This window comes from Leifsonia xyli subsp. cynodontis DSM 46306, assembly GCF_000470775.1.
Lineage (GTDB): Bacteria > Actinomycetota > Actinomycetes > Actinomycetales > Microbacteriaceae > Leifsonia > Leifsonia cynodontis.
Window position 1 is genome coordinate 2,170,359 of record NC_022438.1, and the last position, 21,800, is coordinate 2,192,158.

31 protein-coding genes, 1 tRNA gene and 1 pseudogene are annotated in these 21,800 nt (G+C 66.9%); 2 read left to right on the top strand and 31 right to left on the bottom strand.

Annotated features, from left to right (window positions below; translation table 11 throughout):
* Positions 1-313 precede the first annotated feature (313 nt).
* The 3 genes from O159_RS10420 to O159_RS10430 form a co-directional block, all read right to left on the bottom strand.
* Complete coding sequence (locus tag O159_RS10420) at positions 314-835, bottom strand: hypothetical protein (RefSeq protein ID WP_021755742.1); 522 nt, start codon at positions 833-835, stop codon at positions 314-316.
* 50 nt (positions 836-885) lie between these two features.
* Positions 886-958, bottom strand: a tRNA-Lys gene (locus tag O159_RS10425).
* A complete protein-coding gene (locus O159_RS10430; RefSeq protein ID WP_169725689.1) occupies positions 959-1,882 on the bottom strand; it encodes a tyrosine-type recombinase/integrase in 924 nt (307 codons plus the stop codon).
* Positions 1,883-2,310: 428 nt separating this feature from the next.
* Between O159_RS10430 and O159_RS10435 the strand changes: the two genes are divergently transcribed.
* Positions 2,311-2,589 carry a hypothetical protein gene (locus O159_RS10435; RefSeq protein WP_021755744.1) on the top strand — a complete coding sequence of 93 codons (279 nt, stop codon included), beginning with the start codon at positions 2,311-2,313 and terminating at the stop codon, positions 2,587-2,589.
* Here the strand turns inward: O159_RS10435 and O159_RS10440 are convergent.
* Together O159_RS10440 and O159_RS10445 are read right to left on the bottom strand one after the other, a co-directional pair.
* Complete coding sequence (locus tag O159_RS10440; RefSeq protein WP_021755745.1) at positions 2,550-3,827, bottom strand: chloride channel protein; 1,278 nt, start codon at positions 3,825-3,827, stop codon at positions 2,550-2,552. The genes O159_RS10435 and O159_RS10440 overlap by 40 nt on opposite strands.
* 20 nt (positions 3,828-3,847) lie before the next feature.
* On the bottom strand, positions 3,848-4,471 hold the full coding sequence (locus O159_RS10445; protein ID WP_021755746.1) for a DUF4232 domain-containing protein: 624 nt from the start codon (positions 4,469-4,471) through the stop codon (positions 3,848-3,850).
* A gap of 66 nt (positions 4,472-4,537) precedes the next feature.
* On the opposite strand from O159_RS10445, the gene O159_RS10450 reads away from it, so the two are divergent.
* Positions 4,538-5,632 (top strand): calcium:proton antiporter, encoded by a 1,095-nt coding sequence (locus O159_RS10450; protein ID WP_021755747.1) that lies wholly within the window; start codon positions 4,538-4,540, stop codon positions 5,630-5,632.
* On the opposite strand, the pseudogene O159_RS10455 reads toward O159_RS10450, so the two are convergent.
* The 26 genes and pseudogenes from O159_RS10455 to rplP form a co-directional block, all read right to left on the bottom strand.
* Positions 5,629-6,633 (bottom strand): annotated as a pseudogene (locus O159_RS10455) (IS481 family transposase). The gene O159_RS10450 and the pseudogene O159_RS10455 sit on opposite strands and share 4 nt — an antisense overlap.
* Positions 6,634-6,745: 112 nt before the next feature.
* On the bottom strand, positions 6,746-8,107 hold the full coding sequence (gene glmM, locus O159_RS10460; RefSeq protein WP_021755749.1) for a phosphoglucosamine mutase: 1,362 nt from the start codon (positions 8,105-8,107) through the stop codon (positions 6,746-6,748).
* A 27-nt stretch (positions 8,108-8,134) separates the two neighbouring features.
* Positions 8,135-8,641 carry a 30S ribosomal protein S9 gene (gene rpsI / locus O159_RS10465; RefSeq protein WP_021755750.1) on the bottom strand — a complete coding sequence of 169 codons (507 nt, stop codon included), beginning with the start codon at positions 8,639-8,641 and terminating at the stop codon, positions 8,135-8,137.
* Positions 8,642-8,690: 49 nt separating this feature from the next.
* Positions 8,691-9,137: a 50S ribosomal protein L13 gene (gene rplM / locus O159_RS10470; RefSeq protein WP_021755751.1), complete on the bottom strand. Its 447-nt coding sequence runs from the start codon at positions 9,135-9,137 to the stop codon at positions 8,691-8,693.
* 185 nt (positions 9,138-9,322) lie between these two features.
* Positions 9,323-10,189, bottom strand: a complete 867-nt coding sequence (gene truA, locus O159_RS10475; RefSeq protein ID WP_021755752.1) for a tRNA pseudouridine(38-40) synthase TruA — start codon at positions 10,187-10,189, stop codon at positions 9,323-9,325.
* 161 nt (positions 10,190-10,350) lie between these two features.
* Positions 10,351-10,914, bottom strand: coding sequence for a 50S ribosomal protein L17 (rplQ, locus tag O159_RS10480; protein WP_043993695.1), 564 nt, complete (start codon positions 10,912-10,914; stop codon positions 10,351-10,353).
* A 48-nt stretch (positions 10,915-10,962) separates the two neighbouring features.
* Positions 10,963-11,958, bottom strand: a complete 996-nt coding sequence (locus O159_RS10485) for a DNA-directed RNA polymerase subunit alpha (RefSeq protein WP_021755754.1) — start codon at positions 11,956-11,958, stop codon at positions 10,963-10,965.
* Between the two features lie 112 nt (positions 11,959-12,070).
* The gene (gene rpsK / locus O159_RS10490) at positions 12,071-12,469 is read right to left on the bottom strand and encodes a 30S ribosomal protein S11 (protein WP_021755756.1); all 399 of its coding nucleotides are present in this window, start codon (positions 12,467-12,469) and stop codon (positions 12,071-12,073) included.
* Between the two features lie 29 nt (positions 12,470-12,498).
* Positions 12,499-12,873, bottom strand: a complete 375-nt coding sequence (gene rpsM / locus O159_RS10495; protein ID WP_021755758.1) for a 30S ribosomal protein S13 — start codon at positions 12,871-12,873, stop codon at positions 12,499-12,501.
* Between the two features lie 149 nt (positions 12,874-13,022).
* Positions 13,023-13,136, bottom strand: coding sequence for a 50S ribosomal protein L36 (rpmJ, locus tag O159_RS10500; protein WP_011186712.1), 114 nt, complete (start codon positions 13,134-13,136; stop codon positions 13,023-13,025).
* An 81-nt stretch (positions 13,137-13,217) separates the two neighbouring features.
* Positions 13,218-13,439, bottom strand: coding sequence for a translation initiation factor IF-1 (infA, locus tag O159_RS10505; protein WP_011186713.1), 222 nt, complete (start codon positions 13,437-13,439; stop codon positions 13,218-13,220).
* Between the two features lie 138 nt (positions 13,440-13,577).
* Positions 13,578-14,408 (bottom strand): type I methionyl aminopeptidase, encoded by an 831-nt coding sequence (map, locus tag O159_RS10510; RefSeq protein WP_021755760.1) that lies wholly within the window; start codon positions 14,406-14,408, stop codon positions 13,578-13,580.
* A gap of 9 nt (positions 14,409-14,417) precedes the next feature.
* Complete coding sequence (locus tag O159_RS10515) at positions 14,418-15,014, bottom strand: adenylate kinase (RefSeq protein ID WP_201766218.1); 597 nt, start codon at positions 15,012-15,014, stop codon at positions 14,418-14,420.
* The gene (gene secY, locus O159_RS10520; protein ID WP_021755764.1) at positions 15,011-16,333 is read right to left on the bottom strand and encodes a preprotein translocase subunit SecY; all 1,323 of its coding nucleotides are present in this window, start codon (positions 16,331-16,333) and stop codon (positions 15,011-15,013) included. The genes O159_RS10515 and secY overlap by 4 nt, the downstream gene beginning before the upstream one ends.
* Before the next feature lie 80 nt (positions 16,334-16,413).
* Entirely contained in the window at positions 16,414-17,058 is a 645-nt protein-coding gene (gene rplO, locus O159_RS10525) for a 50S ribosomal protein L15 (protein ID WP_021755766.1), read from the bottom strand.
* Positions 17,058-17,240, bottom strand: coding sequence for a 50S ribosomal protein L30 (gene rpmD, locus O159_RS10530; RefSeq protein ID WP_021755768.1), 183 nt, complete (start codon positions 17,238-17,240; stop codon positions 17,058-17,060). The genes rplO and rpmD overlap by 1 nt, the downstream gene beginning before the upstream one ends.
* Complete coding sequence (rpsE, locus tag O159_RS10535; protein ID WP_021755770.1) at positions 17,240-17,968, bottom strand: 30S ribosomal protein S5; 729 nt, start codon at positions 17,966-17,968, stop codon at positions 17,240-17,242. The genes rpmD and rpsE overlap by 1 nt, the downstream gene beginning before the upstream one ends.
* A complete protein-coding gene (rplR, locus tag O159_RS10540; RefSeq protein ID WP_021755772.1) occupies positions 17,965-18,336 on the bottom strand; it encodes a 50S ribosomal protein L18 in 372 nt (123 codons plus the stop codon). Before rplR ends, rpsE begins: the two co-directional genes overlap by 4 nt.
* Before the next feature lie 2 nt (positions 18,337-18,338).
* Positions 18,339-18,875, bottom strand: a complete 537-nt coding sequence (gene rplF, locus O159_RS10545; protein ID WP_021755774.1) for a 50S ribosomal protein L6 — start codon at positions 18,873-18,875, stop codon at positions 18,339-18,341.
* A gap of 6 nt (positions 18,876-18,881) precedes the next feature.
* A complete protein-coding gene (gene rpsH / locus O159_RS10550; protein ID WP_043993697.1) occupies positions 18,882-19,280 on the bottom strand; it encodes a 30S ribosomal protein S8 in 399 nt (132 codons plus the stop codon).
* 118 nt (positions 19,281-19,398) lie between these two features.
* Positions 19,399-20,001, bottom strand: a complete 603-nt coding sequence (gene rplE, locus O159_RS10555; RefSeq protein WP_021755777.1) for a 50S ribosomal protein L5 — start codon at positions 19,999-20,001, stop codon at positions 19,399-19,401.
* Between the two features lie 2 nt (positions 20,002-20,003).
* Positions 20,004-20,363 carry a 50S ribosomal protein L24 gene (gene rplX / locus O159_RS10560; protein WP_021755778.1) on the bottom strand — a complete coding sequence of 120 codons (360 nt, stop codon included), beginning with the start codon at positions 20,361-20,363 and terminating at the stop codon, positions 20,004-20,006.
* 3 nt (positions 20,364-20,366) lie between these two features.
* Positions 20,367-20,735, bottom strand: coding sequence for a 50S ribosomal protein L14 (gene rplN, locus O159_RS10565; protein ID WP_011186725.1), 369 nt, complete (start codon positions 20,733-20,735; stop codon positions 20,367-20,369).
* Entirely contained in the window at positions 20,732-21,037 is a 306-nt protein-coding gene (gene rpsQ, locus O159_RS10570) for a 30S ribosomal protein S17 (protein ID WP_021755779.1), read from the bottom strand. The genes rplN and rpsQ overlap by 4 nt, the downstream gene beginning before the upstream one ends.
* Positions 21,037-21,381: a 50S ribosomal protein L29 gene (gene rpmC, locus O159_RS16620; protein WP_021755780.1), complete on the bottom strand. Its 345-nt coding sequence runs from the start codon at positions 21,379-21,381 to the stop codon at positions 21,037-21,039. Before rpmC ends, rpsQ begins: the two co-directional genes overlap by 1 nt.
* On the bottom strand, positions 21,381-21,800 hold the full coding sequence (gene rplP / locus O159_RS10580) for a 50S ribosomal protein L16 (RefSeq protein ID WP_021755781.1): 420 nt from the start codon (positions 21,798-21,800) through the stop codon (positions 21,381-21,383). The genes rpmC and rplP overlap by 1 nt, the downstream gene beginning before the upstream one ends.

Below are 21,800 nucleotides of genomic sequence, written 5' to 3' on the forward strand. Positions count from 1 at the left end.
CCCGGGAACCGACCCTCACTCAGAGACAAGCCGGGCACCACCCGAACACCAACAGGATCGATCTCCTCGCCGATGACAGCATGAGCATGAGCATGAGCACATTCCACCAAATGCCACACCACAAACTGTGGTGACCGGCGGGCGGGCACCCCTCAGCGCAACACGCCGAATAGTTCCGTGAATATTTGACAGGGACAATTTTATAGTCCAGTCCCACAACCACCAACAAACCCCCACCCCACCCCACCCCACATTTTGCCCACAAACACCCCGAAACCAACCAGCCCCAAACGTATGTACTGGCATGCAATCTCTACGGCACATAGTGGTAGACCTCTCCACCAAGGGATGCGACGGCAGCCCGCGCGACATTCTGCTCCACGGACAAATTCACCGGCCCGGCCGTGTGCCCAGCGAACGCGGCCTGGAGCAACTTATCGGCCTGGTTCGTGAACTGATACTGGAGGATCGGATCATCACCCAGGGTCACCGTCCAGGAGTCGCCGCGGGCATAGTAGGTCTCGCGTGCGTCGCCAGCGAGGACCGGTTCGATGTTCGAGTCACGCCCACTCGCCCACGAGTTGACGTTGATGGTATGCCCGTAAAGCATGCACGTCGCCGTCGACAGCAGGGCCGGGGCACCGCCCGCGATGTCACCGACACGAACGTCCTCGCAGCCCTTGATACGGATCGCGATCACCCCAGCATCTTCCCCGATTGAAACCGCAGCGGGCGTGGAAGTCGTCTTATGCGCGGGCTTCGCAGCGGGCGTCGTCGAGCACCCGGCCAGAGCGAGCACCCCCACGAGCGCGAGAGCGAGGACTGACTTGTTCATGGCGCTGATCGTACATCCACCGACAGCCGAACCGTTACACCTTCAAAGGGTGCCCCCGCTCGGGCTCGAACCGAGGACCCAGTGATTAAAAGTCACTTGCTCTGCCAACTGAGCTACAGGGGCTTACCCAACCATCTTGTCAGATTCGGGAATGGTGCGCATGCGAGCCGAGCTGCGTCGCTGCGCGATCGGCGGAAGGGTGGCGACTCCGGCGCGCATGTCGTCCTGGTCGACCTCGGTATAGAGCTGCGTCGTCGCCAGCGAAGCATGGCCGAGGAGTTCCTGCACCACTCGGATGTTGACGCCCTGCTTCAGGAGAGTGGTGGCGTAAAAGTGGCGGAGGCTGTGCCCGGTGAGGTTCCGGTCCGTGATGCCCGCGTTGCGGATCGCCTTCGAGACGCGGGCGGAGGCCGACTTCATGAGGATGTGGCCGCTGCCGTTCGGGAACTGCTCATTGCGGTGCGGCGATGGGAACCACCATCCTGTGCGCGGGTAGCTCCGCGCGAGGTCGATGAGAATAGGGTGGAGGGCTATCACGTGGGCCAAGTTGCCCTTGCGGAGTGAACAGAGAACGCCGCCGTCGAGGTCGACGTCCTCACCTCGGATCTTGACAATCTCACCGATACGTAGGCCCGAAAGGGCGGCGATGGTAATGATGTCGCGGGTGCGCTTGTACGCGCCGGAGTCCAGCATGGCGTCGACCTGCTGGATGCGCAGCGGTCGCGGCTTCCGGCGCGGGATCTTGATCTTGGGGAGTCCGGCGGAAGGGTTGTCGGGCCGGTGCCCTTTGACCTGCATCCACGTGAAGAACGTCTGGTAGTAGGACCGCTCGGACTGCTTGGTCCCGGCCGCGAGCGGGCAACCGGTGCGCGGATTGAATCGGGAAAGCATATTGAGCAGATCCTCTTCACACACGTCGAGGGGCCCAATCCCGCAAAGACGTGCGATGAGTATGAGGCTTTCTTCTCGGTTCACAATGGTCTTCTCTGACAGACCAGCGGCGCGCTGGTAACGTGCGAATCCGGCGAGGGCGGACGTCCAATCCATGTGCTCAATCCTCTCAAGAGTGCTGCCTGACATGGCGCAACAAAGGCTATAGAGCGGGGCACTGTGCGGTATTGGGCTACTGTGATTTGCGATACGTCAGGCAGCGCGACCCCTGGGGTGACGCTGGTCGAGGCGTAGGCCGGGCCGCTGACGGGGCGAATGATTCTGGAGCGGCATAAAAACGCCCCCATAATCCGCGGGTCGTGGGTTCGAGCCCCACGGGGCCCACCTCAACGGCCGGTCGAGGGCCACAGGATGCTGTGGCCCTCGACCGGTGCGGCCGAACGAGCCGTCCGGGATAGTGGGGCGCTTGAGAGAAGTCCAGAATCGAGAGAAGTCCTGTGTCTCCGGTGAGCAGCGCGCCCGAGCTCCCGGCGAAACCCAGCCGTCTCTCCCCATCCGAGTCCGATCCCGGGTTGAATAGACTCATGCCTCGCAACACCTGGTGGTCTCTCCTGGGACTGGCCCTCATCCTCGCCCTGGTCTCCCTGGGACTGTTCCTCGCGCCCGGGCTCGATCAGGGCGTCGCCACGCGAGCGGTCGGCCACCACGACGCTCTCACCCGACGGCAGTGGATCGACCTGGCCGTGGCGGTCGTGGGGTTCGCGACGGCGGTCTGTGCCGGGACGGCGCTGTTCGTCACACGGAAGCGAACGGAGGAGGGAGTTCAGGCGACGCCGGTCACGCGACGCCGCTCCCACACGTAGCCGACCGCGACCGCTCCGGCGACGCACAGCATCACCGGGGTCAGCAGCTGCGGGCCCTGGTGTGTGAACTCCATCACCAGCAGCAGGGCGGTGACCGGGGCGCGCATGGTCGCAGCGAGGAACGCCGCGGCCCCGATCAGCGCGAACCCGGCGAGCGGGACGCCGGGCCAGAGCGCGTCCCAGACGGAGCCGAGACCGAGACCGAGGCCCGCGCCGATCGCGAGAGACGGGGTCAGCGTGCCGCCCGCTGCGCCCGCCCCAATGGTGCCGACGGTCGCGACGGTCTTCACCAGAGTGATCGCCAAGAGCAGCAGCACCGGCACAGTCGCCGACAGCGCGAGCTGGCCGAGTGCGTGACCGTTGCCGAGGATGGCCGGCATGCCGAGGGACACGACGCCCACCGCAGCGAAGGTGAGCGGCATCGCGATCAGGATGCCCCAGGAGCGCGGCCGACGGGCTTGCGCGAACGAGGCGAGGCGGACGAAGCCGACAGCGGCGACGCCGAGCAGCGGCCCCGCCAGCAGTGCCCAGACCACGAGCTGCGGACTGAGCGGCACCTGCTGCACGGTGTAGAGCGGGTTGGCCGGGACGACGGAGCTGGCGACGAGGGCGGCGACGCCGGAGACCGCGAAGGCGGGGAGGACCGTGGCGAAGCTGATCTCGGCCAGGAGGATTTCGAGGGCGAAGACGGCCCCGCCGAAGGGGACGCTGTAGACCGCAGCGAGGCCGGCCCCGGCCCCGCAGGCGACGAGGATGCGGCGCTCACGGGCCGTGACGCCGGCGCGCTCGGAGAGCCAGGACGCCCAGAGCGCTCCGATTTCGCGCGGTGCGACCTCTCGCCCGATGGACGCGCCCAGACCGACGATGACGACCTGCAGGGCGGCATTGGCGAGGGTGACCAGCACCGGCATCCGCTGGCCGTCGACGGCGGCCTGGACGGCGACGACGGCGTGATCGGCGCGGCGGCGGCCCCAGCCGCGCAGCAGCCACCAGCCGACGGCGCCGATGACGCCCGCAACCGCCAGCGCCACCACCCGGTCTGCGGGAGGCGACTCTTGCAGACCGTCGAGGAAGGTGCCTTCGGAGTACCCGAACGCGAGGTGCTGGAGAGCGTGCAGGGCGAGCGCCACCGCCCCTCCGCCGACACCCGCGCCGACCCCGACCAGCACGGTGACGACGACGAGGCGGATCAGCCAGGCGGGTGTGCCGCGACCGGAGACGGGAGAGGCGAGGGGCACGGTTCCAGCGTAATCTCGGATCAGCCGCCGACGAGCGCGCCGACCGTCAGCAGAGAGACGCTGGCGCTGGTACACGCGGTGAAAGCACCGTCCTTCACGAACAGAGCGGTGGTCGAACCAGGCGGATAGACGCGGAAGCCGTCGGCTTTCTGCGGCTGGCACTCCGATTGGTCGTAGTTGAGCGCCTGTGCGATCTTGAGCGGCGCGTGCGCGGTGCCACCGGGGGCGAGTCGCACGGTGGGATGCGGCGCGCTGCGGTCGAACTCAGCCGGCTGGCCGAGCTGGACGCCGTTGCCGTCGCCGACGAAGGAGACACCCGGCCAGCCTTGCAGCGCGCACGGCTCGGACCCCCCGTTGGTCAGGACGAGGGTGACCTCGACGCTGCCGGCCGCTCCCCCGCCTCCCGCGGCGATGGAACCGTTCAGCTTCGCGGTGTCGCACTGGTCGTCGATCGGAACGGCCGTGCTGCTGCTGCTCGGCCGCGGCGTCGGAGAGCCGGTGGCGGTCCGGTTCGGGGTGGAGGACGCCGTCGGGCCCGCGCCGGGAGAGCAGGCGGAGAGAGCCGCCGTCAGAGCGGCGGTGACGGCGAACGCCGCGAGAGCGCGCCGGGATGCGGAGGACGGGATGCGCGTACGATCGGCCATGCATCCACCTCAGCATTCATGCATGTGACTATGGGGGAAGACGCGCCGCACTGACAGGATGGGACTATGAAAGCGCTCGGAACCTGGCTCATCCGCTTCTGGGCGATCGGCGTCCCCGTGATCGGCCTCGTCCTGCTCGTGGGGTTCTGGACGGTGCCGCTCGGAGCGTTCTCGATCACGCTGATCGGCGTCTTCCTCGCGGGCACCGTGCTCGCGGCCGTTCAGCACGCGGAGGTCGTCGCCCACCGGGTCGGGGAGCCGTTCGGGTCGCTGGTGCTCGCCGTGGCGGTCACCGTGATCGAGGTGGCGCTGATCGTGACCCTGATGACAACAAGCAAAGACTCCGAGACCCTCGCGCGGGACACCGTCTTCTCGGCCGTGATGATCACGATGAACGGTATCGTCGGCCTCAGCCTGTTGCTGGCGGCCTCCCGCCGCGAGACCACGTCCTTCAACGCGCAGGGCAGCGGCTCGGCCCTGGGCACCGTGACAGCGCTCGCGGCGCTGACGATGGTGCTCCCGGCGTTCACAGAGACACCAGGCCCGCAGTTCTCCCCGAGCCAGCTGTGGTTCGCGGCGATCGCCTCGGTGCTCCTCTATGCGATGTTCGTGTTCACGCAGACCGTCGCCCACCGGGACTTCTTCCTCCCGGTCTCCACCAAGGAACGGCCGATCGCCGAGGACAGCCACGCCGATGCGCCCTCCAACCGCACCGCGCTCATCAGCCTCGGGATGCTGTTGATCGCCCTCGTTGCCGTCGTCGGCCTGGCCAAGCTCGAGTCCACCCCGATCGAGCGCGCTGTCACCGCGGCCGGTCTGCCGCAGTCGTTCGTCGGAGTGGTCATCGCGCTGCTCGTGCTGCTCCCCGAAGGCATCGCAGCGGCGAAAGCGGCGCGCCGGAACCGGATGCAGACCAGCCTCAACCTGGCGCTCGGCTCCGCCATCGCGAGCATCGGCCTCACCATCCCGTCCATCGCGATCGCGTCGATCTGGCTGCCGGGGGCGCTGCACCTGGGCCTCGGGGCGAGCCAGATCGTGCTGCTGGCCCTCACGGTGGGAGTCAGCATCCTGACGATCGTGCAGGGGCGCGCGGCACGGATGCAGGGAACCATCCACCTGATCATCTTCGCCGCGTTCATCTTCCTCTCGATCGTGCCCTAGGTGTGTGTGTGTTGCCCAGGGACGGTGGTCAATCTGCTGATGGGTGGCTGGCTGCCGATGGCGGTGTGGGGCCTGTGGTGATTGTAGGAGTGCAGCCAGGCCGGGAGTGCGTTGCGGCGGGCTGATTCGGAGTTGTAGTGCCGGGCGTATGCCCAGCCGTCGGCGAGGGTGCGGTGGAAGCGTTCGATCTTGCCGTTCGTCTGCGGATGGTAGGGCCGGGTGCGTTTCGGTTGGATGCTGAGCTCGGCGCAAGCGTCGCGCCAGGCGTATGAGCGGTATGCGGAGCCGTTGTCGGAGAGCACCTGTTCGACGGTGACGCCACGGCTGGCGAACCAGCCGACCGCTCGACGCAGAACAGCGATTGCAGTGGCGGCGGTTTCGTCGTCGTGGATCTCGGCGTAAGCGACACGGGAGTGATCGTCGATGACGGTATGAACGAACGCTGTGCCGGTGATCATGTCGCCGGTGATCCCGTGTTTCCCGGTCCGCTTCGCGGTGATGGCCTTGTTCCGCTCTCCCTGGAGACGTCCGACGTAGCGCCAGCCGCCACCGTCGGGGATGTTGCCGAGTTTCTTGATGTCGACGTGGATCATCGATCCGGGATGCTCGTGCTCGTAGCGGCGGGCGGGTTCGCCGGTGCGGACGTCGACGTGGCTGGGCCGATTGATCCGGCACCGGGAGAGGACCGTGTGAACGGTCGAGGCGGGCATGCCGAGCTGGGCGCCGATACCGACTGGTCCCAGCCGCTTCTTCCACCGCAGATGCACGACCTTGCGGACCAGTCTTCGCGGGGTCTTGTTCGGGCTGTGATGCGGCCGTGACGAACGGTCCAGCATTCCCGCCTCGCCCATCTCCACGTAACGACGAGCCCATCGGTCCGCGGTGCGTCAGGACACTCGGAAGTAGGTCGCCGCCGCAGCAACGGACCAGCCGTCGTCGACGACTTGGCGGGCCAGGCGGAGGCATTCGCGAGGAGTCAAAGCAGCATTAGCGTGGGTCACGAGGACCTCCTAAGTCATCGAGTGCAGGGAAACTAGACAGCCCCACTCTCGACCGGGAGGTCCTCACCCATCTATCGCGTCACACCTCAACCAACGTCCCTGAGCAGCACACCTAGCCCACGAGCCGCTCGCGGACCACATCCGCGAGTTCGTTCGCCATCCGCACGGCCGTGTCCTGATCGGCCGCCTCCACCATGACCCGCACCAGGGGCTCGGTTCCCGACGGACGCAGCAGCACCCGGCCGCTGTCGCCGAGCGTCGCCTCCACGGCTTCGACGGCCGACCGCAGCGACTCGTCGCTGTGGACCGAGTGGTGATCGACCCCCCGCACATTGACCATCACCTGCGGGTACACCGTCATCGCCTGTGCGAGCTCGGCGAGGCTCTTGCGCTGGCGTGCCATCTCGCTGAGCAGGTGCAGGCCGGTGAGGATGCCGTCGCCCGTGGTGGCGAAATCGCTCATGATGACGTGGCCAGACTGCTCGCCGCCCAGCGAGTAGCCGTGCCCGTTCATCTCCTCCAAGACATAGCGGTCGCCGACGGCGGTCTCGACCACCCGGACACCGGCCTCGCGCATAGCGAGCTTGAGTCCGAGGTTGCTCATCACCGTCGCCACGAGCGTGTCGTCTTTGAGTTTGCCGCGCTCCTTCATCCCGAGAGCGAGGATAGCCATGATCTGATCGCCGTCGACGATGCGGCCATCGGCATCGATCGCCAGGCAGCGATCGGCGTCGCCGTCGTGAGCGATGCCGACATCGGCGCCGGCCGCCAGCACGGCCTCCGCCAGCCTGTCGAGGTGCGTCGAGCCGACGCCGTCGTTGATGTTCATACCGTCCGGCGCATCGCCGATGACGGTCACCCGGGCGCCGGCATCGGTGAAGACCTCCGGCGAGATCCCCGCGGCGGCTCCGTGCGCGCAGTCGAGGACGACATGGATGCCGTCCAGGCGGTGTGGCAGACTCGCCAGAAGATGCAGGACGTAGCGGTCTTCGGCATCCGCGAAACGCCGGATGCGCCCGACCTCGGCGCCGGTCGGTGTGAGCTTCTCCAGGTGGAGGTGCTCCTCGATCCTGTCCTCCACGACATCGGGGAGCTTGGTGCCGCCACGGGCGAAGATCTTGATGCCGTTGTCCGGAGCGGGGTTGTGCGAGGCCGAGACCATCACACCGAAGTCGGCTTCGACATCGGCGATGAGGAAGGCCGCAGCGGGGGTCGGGATGACACCGGCGTCATAGACGTCGATTCCCGAGCTGGCCAGACCGGCCGCGACGGCGGCCGACAGGAACTCACCGGAGACACGCGGGTCGCGGGCGACGATGGCCAGCGGGCGCTTGCCCGCGGCGCGGCGCGCCTCCGCGCTGCGGCCTCGCGTCAGGACAGCGGCGGCTGCCTGGGCGAGGCCGAGCGCGAGGTCGGCGGTGAGCGTACCGTTCGCGAGTCCGCGGACTCCGTCGGTTCCGAAAAGACGGGGCATAAACCGAAGCCTAAGCGCTGCGAAGCGTCAACGCTTGGAGAACTGCGATGCCTTGCGGGCCTTCTTGAGACCGGCCTTCTTGCGCTCGGTGACGCGAGCGTCGCGGGTGAGGAAGCCCGCCTTCTTCAGGGTCGGCCGGTTGTTCTCGCGGTCGATCTCGTTGAGGGCCCGGGCGATGGCGAGGCGGAACGCCCCGGCCTGACCCGACGGGCCGCCACCGGTGATGCGCGCGATCACATCGTAGGAGCCGACGAGGTCGAGGACCTTGAAGGGGTCGGTGATCAGCTGCTGGTGCAGTTTGTTCGGGAAGTAGTCCGCGAACGCACGGCCGTTGACCGTGATGGTGCCGGCGCCGGGGACCAGACGCACGCGCGCGATGGCCTCCTTGCGGCGACCGACGGCCGCGCCGGGAACGGAGAGGACGGGACGGGGAGCGGCCGGGGCGGCGCTCTCCGGGGTCTCGGTCGAGTAGGACTCGACGTTCTCAACGGTGTCGACCTGGGCCGAGTCGATGCTGTCTGCGATCTTCGCCACGATGGTGATAATCCTTTTTCTTAGTCAGTCGTGAAGGTCGTGGGATCGCCTACTGGGCGACCTGGCCGAGGGCGTAGGCCTTGGGCTGCTGGGCGGCGTGCGGGTGCTCGCTTCCGGTGTAGACCTTCAGCTTGCGGAGCTGGGCCCGGCCGATGGAGTTCTTCGGCAGCATCCCGCGCACAGCCTTCTCGACGGCGCGAACCGGATTCTTCTCGAGGAGCTCGGCGTAGGTGACGGCTTTGAGGCCGCCCGGGTAGCCGGAGTGGCGGTAGGCCTTCTTCTGGGCGGCTTTCTGGCCGGTGAGGGCCACCTTGTCCGCATTGACGATGATGACGAAGTCGCCTGTGTCCAGGTGAGGGGCGAAGGTCGCCTTGTGCTTGCCGCGCAGGAGGGCGGCGGTGTGGCTGGCGAGACGGCCGAGCACGACATCGGTCGCGTCGATGACGACCCAGTCGCGCCGGATCTCGTCTGCCTTCGGGGAGTAAGTGCGCGTCACAGTAGTGGCTGCTTTCTTGTGTCGAACGGAGGAGTTCGTGAATCCCACTCCGATGGGGGTTCCTCTCCCGAGGGGAGGGGAACCGAAGCCGGTGGAGGGCTCACGTTCGCGGTGCGCGCCGCAGTGAGGCGTAGACACCAAGGGTCAATCCTACGCGACACGCCCGGGAACGGTCAAACCGGACGTCAGAGCGTGCGCAGACCGCGGGTCCGCTCGGCGCGCCGGCCGAGTTCGGCATCGTCGGGGTAGCCGACCTCCCGCAGCGTCAGACCGCGCGCGGGCATCACCCTGAAGGCGCTCGTACGCCGCCGCTCGTCGCGCAGCTCGACAAGGGCGCCGGGCCGGAGCGTGCCTTCGCCCACCTCGACGCACGCGCCGACGAGCGCCCGGACCATGCTGTGGCAGAAGGCGTCGGCGACGACCTCGCCGAGCAAGACGCCGTCGTCGTCGCGCCGCCAGGAGAACGCCTGCAGAGTGCGGATCGTCGTCGCGCCCTCGCGCGCCTTGCAGAAGCTCGCGAAGTCGTGGAGGCCGAGCATCCCGCGTGCGCCCCGGTCCATCGCGTCGGCGTCGAGCGTCGAGGGAACCCAAAAAGTGCGGTGCCGCTGCAACGGGTCGCGGAACGCGACGCGATCGGCCACGCGGTACTCGTAGCGGCGCCACAGTGCGGAGAACCGCGCGTCGAAGCCGGGCGGCGCTTCGGAGGCCCGGACGATCACGACATCCGGGAGGGGCCCCAGCACACCGTTCACCCGCCGCCGCAGCGCCTCGTGCGCAGCCCGGGGCTCGCGCTTGCCGTGCGGCTTGCGCAAGAGCGCCACCTGCTCGGGCGAGAGATCGACGTGCGCGACCTGGCCGGTGGCGTGGACGCCGGCATCCGTCCGCCCGGCGACGGTCAGCGCCGGCGGCTCCCCCGTGCGGCGGAAGATCGTCGCGAGCGCGGCCTCCAGCGTCCCCTGGACGGTCCGGAACTCCGGCTGACGGCCCCAGCCGGCGAAGTCGGTGCCCTGGTAGGCGATGTCGAGCCGGAATCGCGTCGCCTGGTCGGTCATCCCTCGATTCTAGGAGCCAGGATGCCGCACACGCGGGCTGTGGCCGATCTTCTGCCGGCGACGAAGCCATCGGGGTGCGCGGCCACACGCTCGCGCCGCCGGTCGAAGCGAACGTCCCGCACCCCCGAGGGGATGCGGGACGTCACGCTGCGATGAGAAGGTCAGGCCTTCTCGGCCTCCGCCTTGGCGGTGGTCTCCTTCTCGGCCTCGCCGGTGGCCTCTTCGACGACCTCGGCCTCGGTCGCGACGGTCTCCTCCGAAGCGGACTCCGCGGGAGCCTCCTCGGCGGGGGTCTCCTCGACCGGCTCCTCCGCCTTCGGGGCCGCCTTCGCGGCGCTCGGCTTCGCGCGCTTCGCCTTCGCGGTCAGCGGCTCGAGCACGAGCTCGATCTGCGCCATCGGGGCGTTGTCGCCCTTGCGGAAACCCAGCTTCGTGATGCGGGTGTAGCCACCCTCGCGCTCGGCCAGCAGCGGCGCGATCTCGGTGAAGAGTTCGTGGACGACGGTCTTGTCGCCGATGACGGCGAGGACACGACGACGGGCGTGCAGGTCGCCGCGCTTCGCGAACGTGATGAGGCGCTCGGCGTAGGGGCGCAGGCGCTTGGCCTTGGTCTCAGTCGTCTTGATGCTCTTGTGGGTGAACAGCGCGGCGGCCAGGTTGGCGAGCATCAGGCGCTCGTGCGCGGGGCCACCCCCGAGGCGGGGGCCCTTGGTGGGCTTAGGCATGATCGGTTATCTCCAGTGTTGAAAGCGGAAGGCGGAAGGGAGGCGGCCTCAGATGGTGGACTCGTCCTCTTCGTACCCGCTGTAGAAGTGGGCGCCGTCGAAGCCGGGGACGGAGTCTTTGAGCGAGAGCCCCATCTCCGTCAGCTTGTCCTTGACCTCATCCACCGACTTCTGGCCGAAGTTGCGGATGTTCATGAGCTGCGTCTCCGACAGCGAGACGAGTTCGCTGACGGTGTTGATGCCCTCGCGCTTGAGGCAGTTGTACGACCGGACCGACAGGTCGAGGTCCTCGATCGGCATCGAGAGCTCGGAGCTGAGGACCTGGTCGACCGGCGCGGGGCCGATCTCGATGCCCTCGGCCGCACTATTGAGCTCGCGCGCCAGTCCGAACAGCTCGACCAGCGTGCGGCCGGCGGACGCGATGGCGTCGCGCGGGCTGATCGCCGGCTTGGTCTCGACATCGACCACGAGGCGGTCGAAGTCGGTGCGCTCACCGGCACGGGTGGCCTCGACGCGGTACGTGACCTTCAGGACCGGGGAGTAGATCGAGTCGATCGGGATCTGACCCGCCTCGCTGTACTCGTTGCGGTTCTGCTGGGCGGACACGTAGCCGCGGCCACGTTCGATGGTCAGCTCGACCTCGAACTTCGCCTTGTCGTTGAGGGTCGCGATGACCAGCTCGGGGTTGTGGATCTCCACGCCCGCGGGGGCCGAGATGTCCGCGGCGGTGACCTGGCCGGCGCCGGTCTTGCGCAGATAGGCGGTGATCGGCTCGTCGTGCTCGCTCGAGACCACCAGACCCTTGATGTTCAGGATGATCTCGGTGACATCCTCCTTGACACCCGGAACGGTGCTGAACTCGTGCAGCACGCCGTCGATGCGGATGCTGGTCACAGCCGCGCCGGGAATGGAGGAGAGGAGAGTGCGGCGCAGGGAGTTGCCGAGCGTGTAGCCGAAGCCCGGCTCGAGCGGCTCGATGACGAACCGCGATCGGAACTCCGAGATGTTCTCTTCGGTGAGCGTAGGACGCTGTGCAATGAGCACTTTTTGTTTTCCTTTCGGCTAAGTGTCCGCTATATGACACTCGCATCGGGCGCGAGGGGGTGACGCGGCGAAGCCGTGCCACCCCCTCGCTTGCTCGAAAATTTACACAGAATTAGACGCGGCGACGCTTCGGCGGGCGGCAGCCGTTGTGCGCCTGCGGAGTGACGTCGTTGATCGAGCCCACCTCGAGGCCGGCGGCCTGGAGGGAGCGGATCGCCGTCTCACGACCCGAACCCGGGCCCTTCACGAAGACGTCGACCTTTTTCATACCGTGCTCCTGCGCCTGACGGGCGGCCGACTCGGCGGCCAGCTGGGCGGCGTACGGAGTCGATTTGCGGGAGCCCTTGAACCCGACGCCGCCGGAGGAAGCCCAGCTGATGACCGCACCGGTGGTGTCGGTGATCGAGACGATCGTGTTGTTGAACGTGCTCTTGATGTGGGCCTGGCCCACAGCGATGTTCTTCTTTTCTTTCTTGCGCGGCTTGCGAGCGGCCGACTTGGGTGCTGCCATTTTCTTATCTCCTTGAGTCCGTTGTCGGCCTAGCGAGCCTTCTTCTTACCGGCGACGGTGCGCTTCGGCCCCTTGCGGGTGCGCGCGTTCGTCTTGGTTCGCTGGCCGCGGACCGGAAGGCCCTTGCGGTGGCGGATTCCCTCGTAGCTGCCGATCTCGACCTTGCGGCGGATGTCGGCGGCGACCTCGCGGCGGAGGTCGCCCTCGACCTTGAAGTTTCCTTCGATGTAGTCGCGGAGCGAGACGAGCTGCTCGTCCGTGAGGTCTTTGACGCGAATATCGCCCGAGATATCGGTCTCGCGAAGGGTCTGCAGCGCGCGGGTGCGCCCGACGCCGTAGATGTAGGTGAGTGCGACCTCCACGCGCTTGTCGCGCGGGATGTCGACGCCTGCTAGACGTGCCATTTTTGGCTTCTCCTGTGATGAGCGGAGGTCTGCGGCGGCCCCGGTGCCCCGGCCTCCTCCGGGGGTGTCCCCCGCCTCCTGAGTCAGGACGCGGGTTCTGGGATCGCCTCGTTATTCAGTTGAGTCTTGCGCGGTGAGCCCCGGCCGGATCAGCCCTGGCGCTGCTTGTGGCGCGGGTTCTCGCAGATGACCATGACCCGGCCGTTGCGACGGATGACCTTGCACTTGTCGCAGATCTTCTTGACGGAGGGGTTGACCTTCATAAGTTTCTCTAACCTTTGTTCGCTGTCCTCGTGCCCCACCCGGGGCTACCCGGTGAGTGGGGCCGTTACTTACAGCAGCTCTTACTTGTAGCGGTAGACGATCCGGCCGCGGGTCAGATCGTAGGGGCTCAGCTCCACGATCACGCGGTCCTCGGGGAGGATGCGGATGTAGTGCTGACGCATCTTGCCGGAGATGTGGGCAAGAACCTTGTGACCATTGGTGAGCTCCACGCGAAACATCGCGTTGGGGAGCGCCTCGATCACAGATCCTTCGATCTCGATGACACCGTCTTTTTTGGCCATAGCCTCACTGTCGCTAAAAATAGGGGTTGCTGGTCGTGCGTTGACCGGTGACGGGCACGCCGGAAGCGAGCCCAAGACACCGAGGATCAATCTTATGGGATATCCGCATGTTTCGCCAATTCCCGCTATACTCCCGGTTCACGGAATCGGACTCGGGGTGAGGCCGAACGGCGCGAGCCCGGCCGCCCCGCCGTCATCCGCCGTCAGCACCCAGATGCCGTCCGCATGCACGGCGACGCTGTGCTCCCAGTGCGCGGCAGCGGTCCCGTCCTCGGTCGCGACGGTCCAGCCGTCGTCTTTCACATAGGTGTCCTGGTCTCCCAGCACGACCATCGGCTCGATCGCAACCACGAGTCCCGGCTTCACCTCCGGGCCTTTGGCGCGCACCCGGTAGTTGAACACCGGCGGCTCCTCGTGCATCCGGCGGCCGATCCCGTGCCCGATGTAGTCGGTCAGGATGCCGTACTCTCCCCGCGAGAGGATGTAGTCCTCGATCGCCTCACCGACCTCGTTGAGGTGCCTCGCCCGGGCGAGGCGAGCGATCCCGTGCCAGAGCGACTGCTCCGTCACCTCGGAGAGCGTCTGCCGCTCGGCCACGAGATCGGGACGCGCGGGGTCGGGCAGCACGAATGTACGCGCCGCGTCCCCATTCCAGCCATCGAGGATGGCGCCGGAGTCCACCGAGAGGATGTCGCCGGGTTGCAGGAGGCGCGGGCCAGGGATGCCATGCACGACCTCATCGTTCACCGACGCGCAGATCGTGTGGTGGTAGCCCGCCTCCAGCTTGAAGTTCGGCTTGCCGCCGGCCGCCTCGACGGCACGCTCGGCGATGGCGTCCAGCTCGAGCGTCGTGGTCCCGGCCGCGATGGCCCGAGCGACGGCGTCGAGAGAGGCCGCCGTGGCGCGCCCCGGCGCCACCATCGCACGCAGCTGCGCGGGCGTCTTGTAGAGCGAACGTTTGAAGACCATCGAGGACGGCTAGGCGGCGCTCGTGAGGGGCAGGATGCCGCGCTCGGCGAGCGCCGCGCGAATGCGATCGGCCACCTCGCCGACGGAGCCGAGTCCATCCACCTCCACGAGCAGCCCGCGCTCGCGGTAGACCTCGATCAGGGGGGAGGTCTCACGCAGATAGACCTCCTGGCGGTGCCGGATGGCCCCCTCGGAGTCGTCGGCGCGGCCCTGTTCCAGTGCCCGCTTGGTCAGCCGGGCGACGATCTCTTCACGGTCGGCGACGAGCTGGATCACAGCGTCCAGCTTCCCGCCATCCGAGGCCAGCAGTTCGTCCAGGTACTTCACCTGCTCGAGCGTGCGCGGATAGCCGTCCAGCAGGAAGCCGCCCTTGGCGTCGTCCTCGGCCAGCCGGCCGGTGACGAGTTCGTTGGTCAGGCTGTCCGGAACATAGTCCCCCGCGTCCACGATGGCCTTGACCTGCTTGCCGAGCTCTGTCTCGTTCTTGATGTTGGCCCGGAAGATGTCGCCGGTGGAGATGTCGGGAATTCCGTATCCGCTGGTGATGAGGGAGGCCTGGGTGCCTTTCCCCGATCCCGGAGGTCCGACGATGAGCATGCGGGTCAACGCAGCAGCCCTTCGTAGTGCCGCTGCTGGAGCTGCGAGTCGATCTGCTTGACCGTCTCGAGGCCGACACCGACGATGATTAGGATGGACGTGCCGCCGAACATGAAGTTCTGGCTAGCTCCGAGCAGAGCGAAGGCGACCAGAGGGATCAGCGCGATCACCCCGAGGTAGATGGAGCCGGGCAGCGTCACACGGGTCAGCACGTAGTCGAGGTACTCGGCGGTGGGGCGTCCCGCGCGGATGCCGGGGATGAAGCCGCCGTACTTCTTCATGTTGTCGGCGACCTCCTCCGGGTTGAACGTGATGGCCACGTAGAAATAGGTGAAGCCGACGATCAGCAGGAAGTAGAGCAGCATGTAAAGCGGGTGGTCGCCCTTGGTCAGGTAGTTCGTGATCCAGGTGACCCAGGCGGCCGGCGCCTTGCCCGCGGCAGGCTGGTTGAACTGCGCGATCAGCGCCGGCAGGTACAGCAGAGACGAGGCGAAGATGACCGGCACGACACCGGCCATGTTGACCTTGATCGGGATGTACGTGTTGTTCCCGCCGTAGGTCCGCCGGCCGACCATGCGCTTGGCGTACTGCACGGGGATGCGGCGCTGCGACTGCTCGACGAACACGACCGCCGCGACGATCAGCAGCCCGATCGCGATCACCACGAGCATGATCTCGATGCTCTGCGACTGCCCGATGGTCCACAGGGAACTCGGGAACTGGGCGGCGATCGAGGTGAAGATGAGCAGCGACATGCCGTTGCCGATGCCACGCTCGGTGACCAGCTCGCCCATCCACATGATGAGGCCGGTGCCGGCGGTCATGGTGACGACCATGAGCATGATCGCGTACCAGGAGTCGTCCGTGATGAGCTGCGTGCATTGCGACACGGCCGTCGTGCCGAAGAGCGCACCGGAGCGAGCGACGGTGATCAGCGTGGTCGACTGGAGGACGCCGAGCGCGATCGTGAGGTAGCGCGTGTACTGCGTGAGCTTGGCCTGCCCGGCCTGACCCTCCTTGTAGAGGGTCTCGAAGCGTGGGATGACCACGCGCAGCAGCTGCACGATGATCGACGCGGTGATGTACGGCATGATGCCGAGCGCGAAGATCGAAAGCTTGAGGAGCGCGCCGCCCGAGAACAGGTTCACGAGCGAGTAGAGGCCCGAGGTGTCCTGGTTGGCGTTGAGACAGGTCTGCACGTTGCCGAAATCGACGAACGGCGCGGGGATGAAGGACCCCAGCCGGAACAGGGCGATGATACCCAGCGTGAAGAATATCTTCCGGCGGAGATCCGGAGTGCGGAAAATCCGCGCGACGGCGCTAAACAAAAGTGCGTCCTGCTTTCCTGTCGGAAGTCAGTCGGGTGGCCGGTGGAGTTCCGGCCACCCGACTGCGCTGCTGAGGGAGGCTACTGGCTGACAGAGCCGCCAGCGGCGACGATCTTCTGCTGAGCGGAGCCGGAGACCTTATCGACCGCAACGTTCAGCTTAACCGCAATGTCCCCGTTACCGAGAACCTTGACTTTCTCGTTCTTGCGAACGGCGCCCTTGGCGACGAGATCGGCGACGGTGACGTCGCCGCCGGCCGGGTAGAGCTCGGCGAGCTTCTCCAGGTTGACCACCTGGTACTCGACGCGGAACGGGTTCTTGAACCCGCGCAGCTTCGGCGTCCGCATGTGGAACGGAAGCTGACCTCCCTGGAAGCCGGGGCGCACCTGATAGCGGGCCTTGGTTCCCTTGGTGCCGCGACCGGCCGTTTTGCCCTTGGAGCCCTCGCCGCGTCCGACGCGGGTCTTCTCCTTCTTGGCGCCGGCGGCGGGTCGCAGGTGGTGAACCTTCAGAACCTGCTCGCGCGGGGCGGCGACGTCCTTCTTGGCCGAGGCCTTCGCCGGCTTGGCGGCGACCGCCTCGTCCTTGGCGGCGGGAGCGGCCTTCGCCGGAGCCTTCTTGGCCGGAGCCGCAGCCGTCGCTTTCTCGGCGGCCGGCTTGGCGGCGGGCTTCTTGGCGGCGGCCGGCTTCGCGGCAGCCTCGTTCGTGGGCTTGTCGTCAGCCATTAGTCAATCTCCTCGACCTTCACCAGGTGGGCGACGGTCTTGACGTACCCGCGGTTCTGCGCGGTGTCCTCGCGGACGGTCACGTCGCCGATGCGCTTCAGTCCCAGGCTGCGCAGCGTGTCGCGCTGGTACTGCTTCTCGCTCACTTTCGACTTGATCTGTGTGATCTTCAGACGGGCCATCAGGCACCCACCTTCTCTGCGCCGGCCTTCTTCGCGGCAGCGGCGGCCTCGGCCGCGCGGGCCTCGATCTGCAACAGCTTCTCCGGCGCGACACGGTCGTAGTCCAGACCACGACGGGCGGCGACGGCACGCGGCTCTTCGAGCTGCTTGAGCGCCTCCACGGTGGCGTGGACGATGTTGATCGTGTTGGACGAACCGAGCGACTTGCTCAGCACGTCGTGGATGCCGGCGCACTCCAGGACGGCGCGCACGGGACCACCCGCGATGACACCGGTACCGGCAGCGGCCGGGCGGAGGAGGACAACGCCAGCGGCGGCCTCACCCTGCACCGGGTGCGGGATGGTGTTGGCGACGCGGGGGACGCGGAAGAAGTTCTTCTTCGCCTCCTCGACGCCCTTCGAGATCGCGAGCGGCACCTCGCGGGCTTTGCCGTAGCCAACGCCCACCAGGCCGTTGCCGTCGCCGACGACCACGAGAGCGGTGAAGCTGAAGCGACGACCGCCCTTCACGACCTTCGAGACGCGGTTGATGGTGACGACGCGCTCCAGGAACTGGCTCTTGTCGGCGTCCCGGCTGCCACGGTCGCGGTTGGGGTTGCGCTCCCGGCCACCGCGGCGCGGCTCACGCTGCTCACGGTTGTTGTCGGTCGACGCAGCGGTCTCGACCGGCTGCGCGGTCTCCGTTACCTCAGCGGCCACGGTCTGCTCCTTGTTGTTCGTCTCGCTCACAGGTTCAGCCCGCCTTCGCGTGCGCCCTCGGCGACGGCGACCACACGGCCGGCGTACTGGCTGCCGCCGCGGTCGAAGACCACGGCCTCGACACCGGCGCTCTTCGCGCGCTCGGCGACGAGCTCACCCACCTTGCGGGCTTTGGCGGTCTTGTCGCCGTCGAAGCCTCGGAGGTCCGCTTCCATCGTGGATGCGGAGGCCAGTGTGCGGCCCTGGGCGTCGTCCACGACCTGCACGAAGACGTGGCGGGCCGAACGGGTGACCACCAGGCGCGGACGCAGCTCGGTGCCGACGATCTTCTTGCGCAGGCGGGTGTGACGACGGCCGCGAGCGGCCGCCTTGCTCTTTCCTCTGGTACCCAGAGCCATGATTATTTACCAGCCTTTCCGGCCTTGCGACGGACGACCTCGCCGGCGTAGCGCACGCCCTTGCCCTTGTACGGCTCGGGTTTACGGATCTTGCGGATGTTCGCGGCGATCTCGCCCACGGCCTGCTTGTCGATGCCGGCCACGGTGAGCTTGTTGTTGCCCTCGACCGTGAAAGTGATGCCGGCCGGCGGCTCGACGGTGACCGGGTGCGAGAAGCCGAGCGCGAACTCGACGGCCGCGCCCTTCTGGGCCACCCGATAACCGGTGCCGACGATCTCCAGGCCCTTGGAGTAGCCCTCGGTCACGCCGATGATTTTGTTGTTGAGGAGGGTGCGGGTGAGGCCGTGCAGCGAACGCGACTCGCGCTCGTCGTCCGGACGGGTGACCAGGACCTGGCCCTCCGAGAGTGTGACCTCGATCGGGCTCGCGACGGTGAGGCTGAGCTCGCCCTTCGGGCCTTTGACGGTGACGGCCTGGCCGTCGATCTTCACATCGACCCCGGCGGGGACGTCGATGGGCAGTCTTCCAATACGCGACATGGCGGGTTACCACACGTAGGCGAGGACTTCCCCACCCACGCCCTTCTTCTCAGCCTGGCGGTCCGTGAGGAGCCCCGAGGAGGTGGACAGGATGGCGACGCCGAGCCCGCCGAGCACCTTGGGGAGCTCCGTGGACTTCGCGTAGACGCGGAGGCCGGGCTTGGAGACGCGCTTGATACCGGCGATGGAACGCTCGCGGTTCGGACCGAACTTGAGGCTCAGCGTCAGGGTCTGGCCGACGCGCGCGTCGGCGACCTCCCACCCGGAGATGTAGCCCTCGGTGGTGAGGATCTCGGCGATGTGCGCTTTGAGCTTCGAGTGCGGCATCGACACGGTGTCGTGGTGGGCCGAGTTCGCGTTGCGTAATCTGGTCAGCATGTCTGCGACCGGATCTGTCATTGTCATGTGCGGTTTTTCCTTCGTACACCAGGTTTCGTGCAGCCGTTACACGACTGACGACCTGTGGTGGGAGTGGGCCGGCCGGACCGGCCGGCCCACAAGTAGACAAGGCTACTAGGTTTCCCTAGTTCGCCGCCTCCACGGAACGGAAGGGGAAGCCGAGCTGCTTGAGCAGCGCGCGGCCCTCCTCGTCGTTCTTGGCGGTGGTCACGACCGTAATGTCCATACCGCGGACGCGGTCGATCCTGTCCTGGTTGATCTCGTGGAACATCGACTGCTCCGTGAGACCGAACGTGTAGTTGCCGGTGCCGTCGAACTGCTTGTCGCTCAGGCCGCGGAAGTCCCGGATGCGGGGCAGGGCGAGCGAGAGCAGCCGGTCGAGGAACTCCCACATCCGGTCGCCGCGCAGCGTGACGTGCGCGCCGATCGGCTGACCTTCGCGCAGCTTGAACTGCGCGATGGACTTGCGGGCCTTGGTGACCTGCGGCTTCTGGCCTGTGATCAGGGTGAGGTCGCTGATCGCGCCGTCGATGACCTTGCCGTCGCGAGCCGCCTCGCCGACGCCCATGTTGACGACAATCTTCACCAGACCGGGCACCTGATGCACGTTGGTGAAGCCGAAGTCGCCCTGGAGCTGCTTGGCGATCTCGTTCTTGTACTTCTGCTTCAGGCGCGGCTGGCTAGCTTTGACAGACGCCGCGCCAGCGGCGGTTGCAGTGTCAGTCATTTTTACAGGTCCTTACCAGACTTCTTGGCGTAACGAACGCGGACCGTCTTGGTGACGCCGTCCTTCGTAACGGTCTCGGTGCGGAAGCCGACGCGGGTCGGCTTCTTGGTCTCGGGGTCGACCAGGGCCACGTTGGAGACGTGGATCGAGGCCTCGTGGGTCTCGATGCCGCCGGTCTTCGTGCCACGCTGCGTCTGGCCGACGCGGACGTGCTTGGTGACGAAGTTGACGCCCTCGACGATCACACGGTTCTTCTCCACGAGGACCTCGATGACGCGCCCCTGCTTGCCGCGGTCACCGCCACGGGCCTGCGAGCGGCCCGTGATGACCTCGACGAGGTCGCCCTTCTTGATGTTCGCCATGGCTTACAGCACCTCCGGAGCGAGCGAGATGATCTTCATGAACTTCTTGTCGCGGAGCTCACGGCCGACCGGGCCGAAGATACGGGTGCCACGGGGGTCACCGTCGTTCTTCAGGATCACGGCGGCGTTCTCGTCGAACTTGATGTAGGAGCCGTCCGTGCGCCGGGTGTTCTTCCGAGTGCGCACGATGACGGCCTTGACGACATCGCCCTTCTTGACGTTTCCGCCGGGGATGGCGTCCTTGACCGTGGCGACGATGACGTCGCCCAGCCCCGCGTACCGACGGCCGGAGCCGCCGAGCACGCGAATGGTCAGGAGTTCCTTGGCGCCCGTGTTGTCGGCGACCTTGAGTCGGGATTCCTGCTGAATCACTTGGCCTTCTCCAGAATCTCAACCAGGCGCCAGCGCTTGCTGGCGCTCAGGGGGCGGGTCTCGTTGATGAGGACGAGGTCGCCGATGCCGGCGGTGTTGTTCTCATCGTGCGCCTTCACCTTGGAGGTGCGGCGCAGGACCTTGCCGTACAGCGGGTGCTTCACACGGTCTTCGACCTCGACGACGATGGTCTTGTCCATCTTGTCGCTGACGACGTAGCCGCGACGGGCCTTCCGGTAGCCACGGACGAGGGCCTCATCGGCCGCCGGCTCCACAGCCGTGGCCTTGGTGGTCTCAGCCATTACTTGGCCTCCTCAGTCTCGGTCTCGGCGATCTCGGCGGCCGCGGGGGCCTCCGTCTCCGCCTTGGACTTCGCTGCCTTCTTGGCAGGCTTCTTGGCGGGCTCAGCCTCGACCGGAGCCGGGGTGGCCCGGATCCCGAGCTCGCGCTCGCGGATCACGGTGTAGATGCGAGCGATGTCGCGCTTCACGGCGCGCAGGCGGCCGTGGCTCTCGAGCTGGCCGGTGGCCGACTGGAAGCGCAGGTTGAACAGCTCTTCCTTGGCCTTCTTCAGCTCGTCGATGAGACGCTCGTCTTCAAAGGTGTCGAGCTCGCTGGGGGCGAGCTCCTTGGTGCCGATCGCCATTACGCGTCGCCCTCCTCGCGCTTGATGATGCGTGCCTTGAGGGGCAGCTTGTGGATTGCACGGGTCATCGCCTCGCGAGCGAGGTCCTCGGAGACGCCCGAGACCTCGAAGAGGACGCGACCCGGCTTGACGTTGGCGACCCACCACTCCGGCGAGCCCTTACCGGAACCCATGCGGGTCTCGGCCGGCTTCTTGGTGAGCGGACGGTCGGGGTAGATGTTGATCCACACCTTGCCGCCACGCTTGATGTGACGCGTCATGGCGATACGAGCGGACTCGATCTGACGGTTGGTCACATAAGCGGGGGTCAGGGCCTGGATGCCGAACTCACCGAAGGAGACCTTGGTGCCACCAGTGGCCTGGCCGGAACGGCCAGGGTGGTGCTGCTTGCGGTGCTTGACTCTGCGTGGGATCAACAT

Coding starts and splice junctions, on each gene's coding strand:
- rplQ (WP_043993695.1), bottom strand. CDS start 10,914: ATGCCTAAGCCCACCAAGGGCCCCCGCCTCGGGGGTGGCCCCGCGCAC.
- O159_RS10430 (WP_169725689.1), bottom strand. CDS start 1,882: ATGGATTGGACGTCCGCCCTCGCCGGATTCGCACGTTACCAGCGCGCC.
- rplX (WP_021755778.1), bottom strand. CDS start 20,363: ATGGCGAACATCAAGAAGGGCGACCTCGTCGAGGTCATCACGGGCCGC.
- rplE (WP_021755777.1), bottom strand. CDS start 20,001: ATGACTGACACTGCAACCGCCGCTGGCGCGGCGTCTGTCAAAGCTAGC.
- O159_RS10435 (WP_021755744.1), top strand. CDS start 2,311: ATGCCTCGCAACACCTGGTGGTCTCTCCTGGGACTGGCCCTCATCCTC.
- infA (WP_011186713.1), bottom strand. CDS start 13,439: ATGGCCAAAAAAGACGGTGTCATCGAGATCGAAGGATCTGTGATCGAG.
- rpsM (WP_021755758.1), bottom strand. CDS start 12,873: ATGGCACGTCTAGCAGGCGTCGACATCCCGCGCGACAAGCGCGTGGAG.
- rplR (WP_021755772.1), bottom strand. CDS start 18,336: ATGGCTCTGGGTACCAGAGGAAAGAGCAAGGCGGCCGCTCGCGGCCGT.
- rplF (WP_021755774.1), bottom strand. CDS start 18,875: ATGTCGCGTATTGGAAGACTGCCCATCGACGTCCCCGCCGGGGTCGAT.
- rpmD (WP_021755768.1), bottom strand. CDS start 17,240: ATGGCCCGTCTGAAGATCACACAGATCAAGTCGAAAGTGAGCGAGAAG.
- truA (WP_021755752.1), bottom strand. CDS start 10,189: ATGACCGACCAGGCGACGCGATTCCGGCTCGACATCGCCTACCAGGGC.
- O159_RS10420 (WP_021755742.1), bottom strand. CDS start 835: ATGAACAAGTCAGTCCTCGCTCTCGCGCTCGTGGGGGTGCTCGCTCTG.
- rplP (WP_021755781.1), bottom strand. CDS start 21,800: ATGTTGATCCCACGCAGAGTCAAGCACCGCAAGCAGCACCACCCTGGC.
- rpsK (WP_021755756.1), bottom strand. CDS start 12,469: ATGGCAGCACCCAAGTCGGCCGCTCGCAAGCCGCGCAAGAAAGAAAAG.
- glmM (WP_021755749.1), bottom strand. CDS start 8,107: ATGCCCCGTCTTTTCGGAACCGACGGAGTCCGCGGACTCGCGAACGGT.
- rpsQ (WP_021755779.1), bottom strand. CDS start 21,037: ATGGCTGAGACCACCAAGGCCACGGCTGTGGAGCCGGCGGCCGATGAG.
- rpmC (WP_021755780.1), bottom strand. CDS start 21,381: ATGGCGATCGGCACCAAGGAGCTCGCCCCCAGCGAGCTCGACACCTTT.
- map (WP_021755760.1), bottom strand. CDS start 14,408: ATGGTCTTCAAACGTTCGCTCTACAAGACGCCCGCGCAGCTGCGTGCG.
- rplO (WP_021755766.1), bottom strand. CDS start 17,058: ATGGCTGACGACAAGCCCACGAACGAGGCTGCCGCGAAGCCGGCCGCC.
- O159_RS10445 (WP_021755746.1), bottom strand. CDS start 4,471: ATGGCCGATCGTACGCGCATCCCGTCCTCCGCATCCCGGCGCGCTCTC.
- O159_RS10450 (WP_021755747.1), top strand. CDS start 4,538: ATGAAAGCGCTCGGAACCTGGCTCATCCGCTTCTGGGCGATCGGCGTC.
- rpmJ (WP_011186712.1), bottom strand. CDS start 13,136: ATGAAGGTCAACCCCTCCGTCAAGAAGATCTGCGACAAGTGCAAGGTC.
- rpsH (WP_043993697.1), bottom strand. CDS start 19,280: ATGACAATGACAGATCCGGTCGCAGACATGCTGACCAGATTACGCAAC.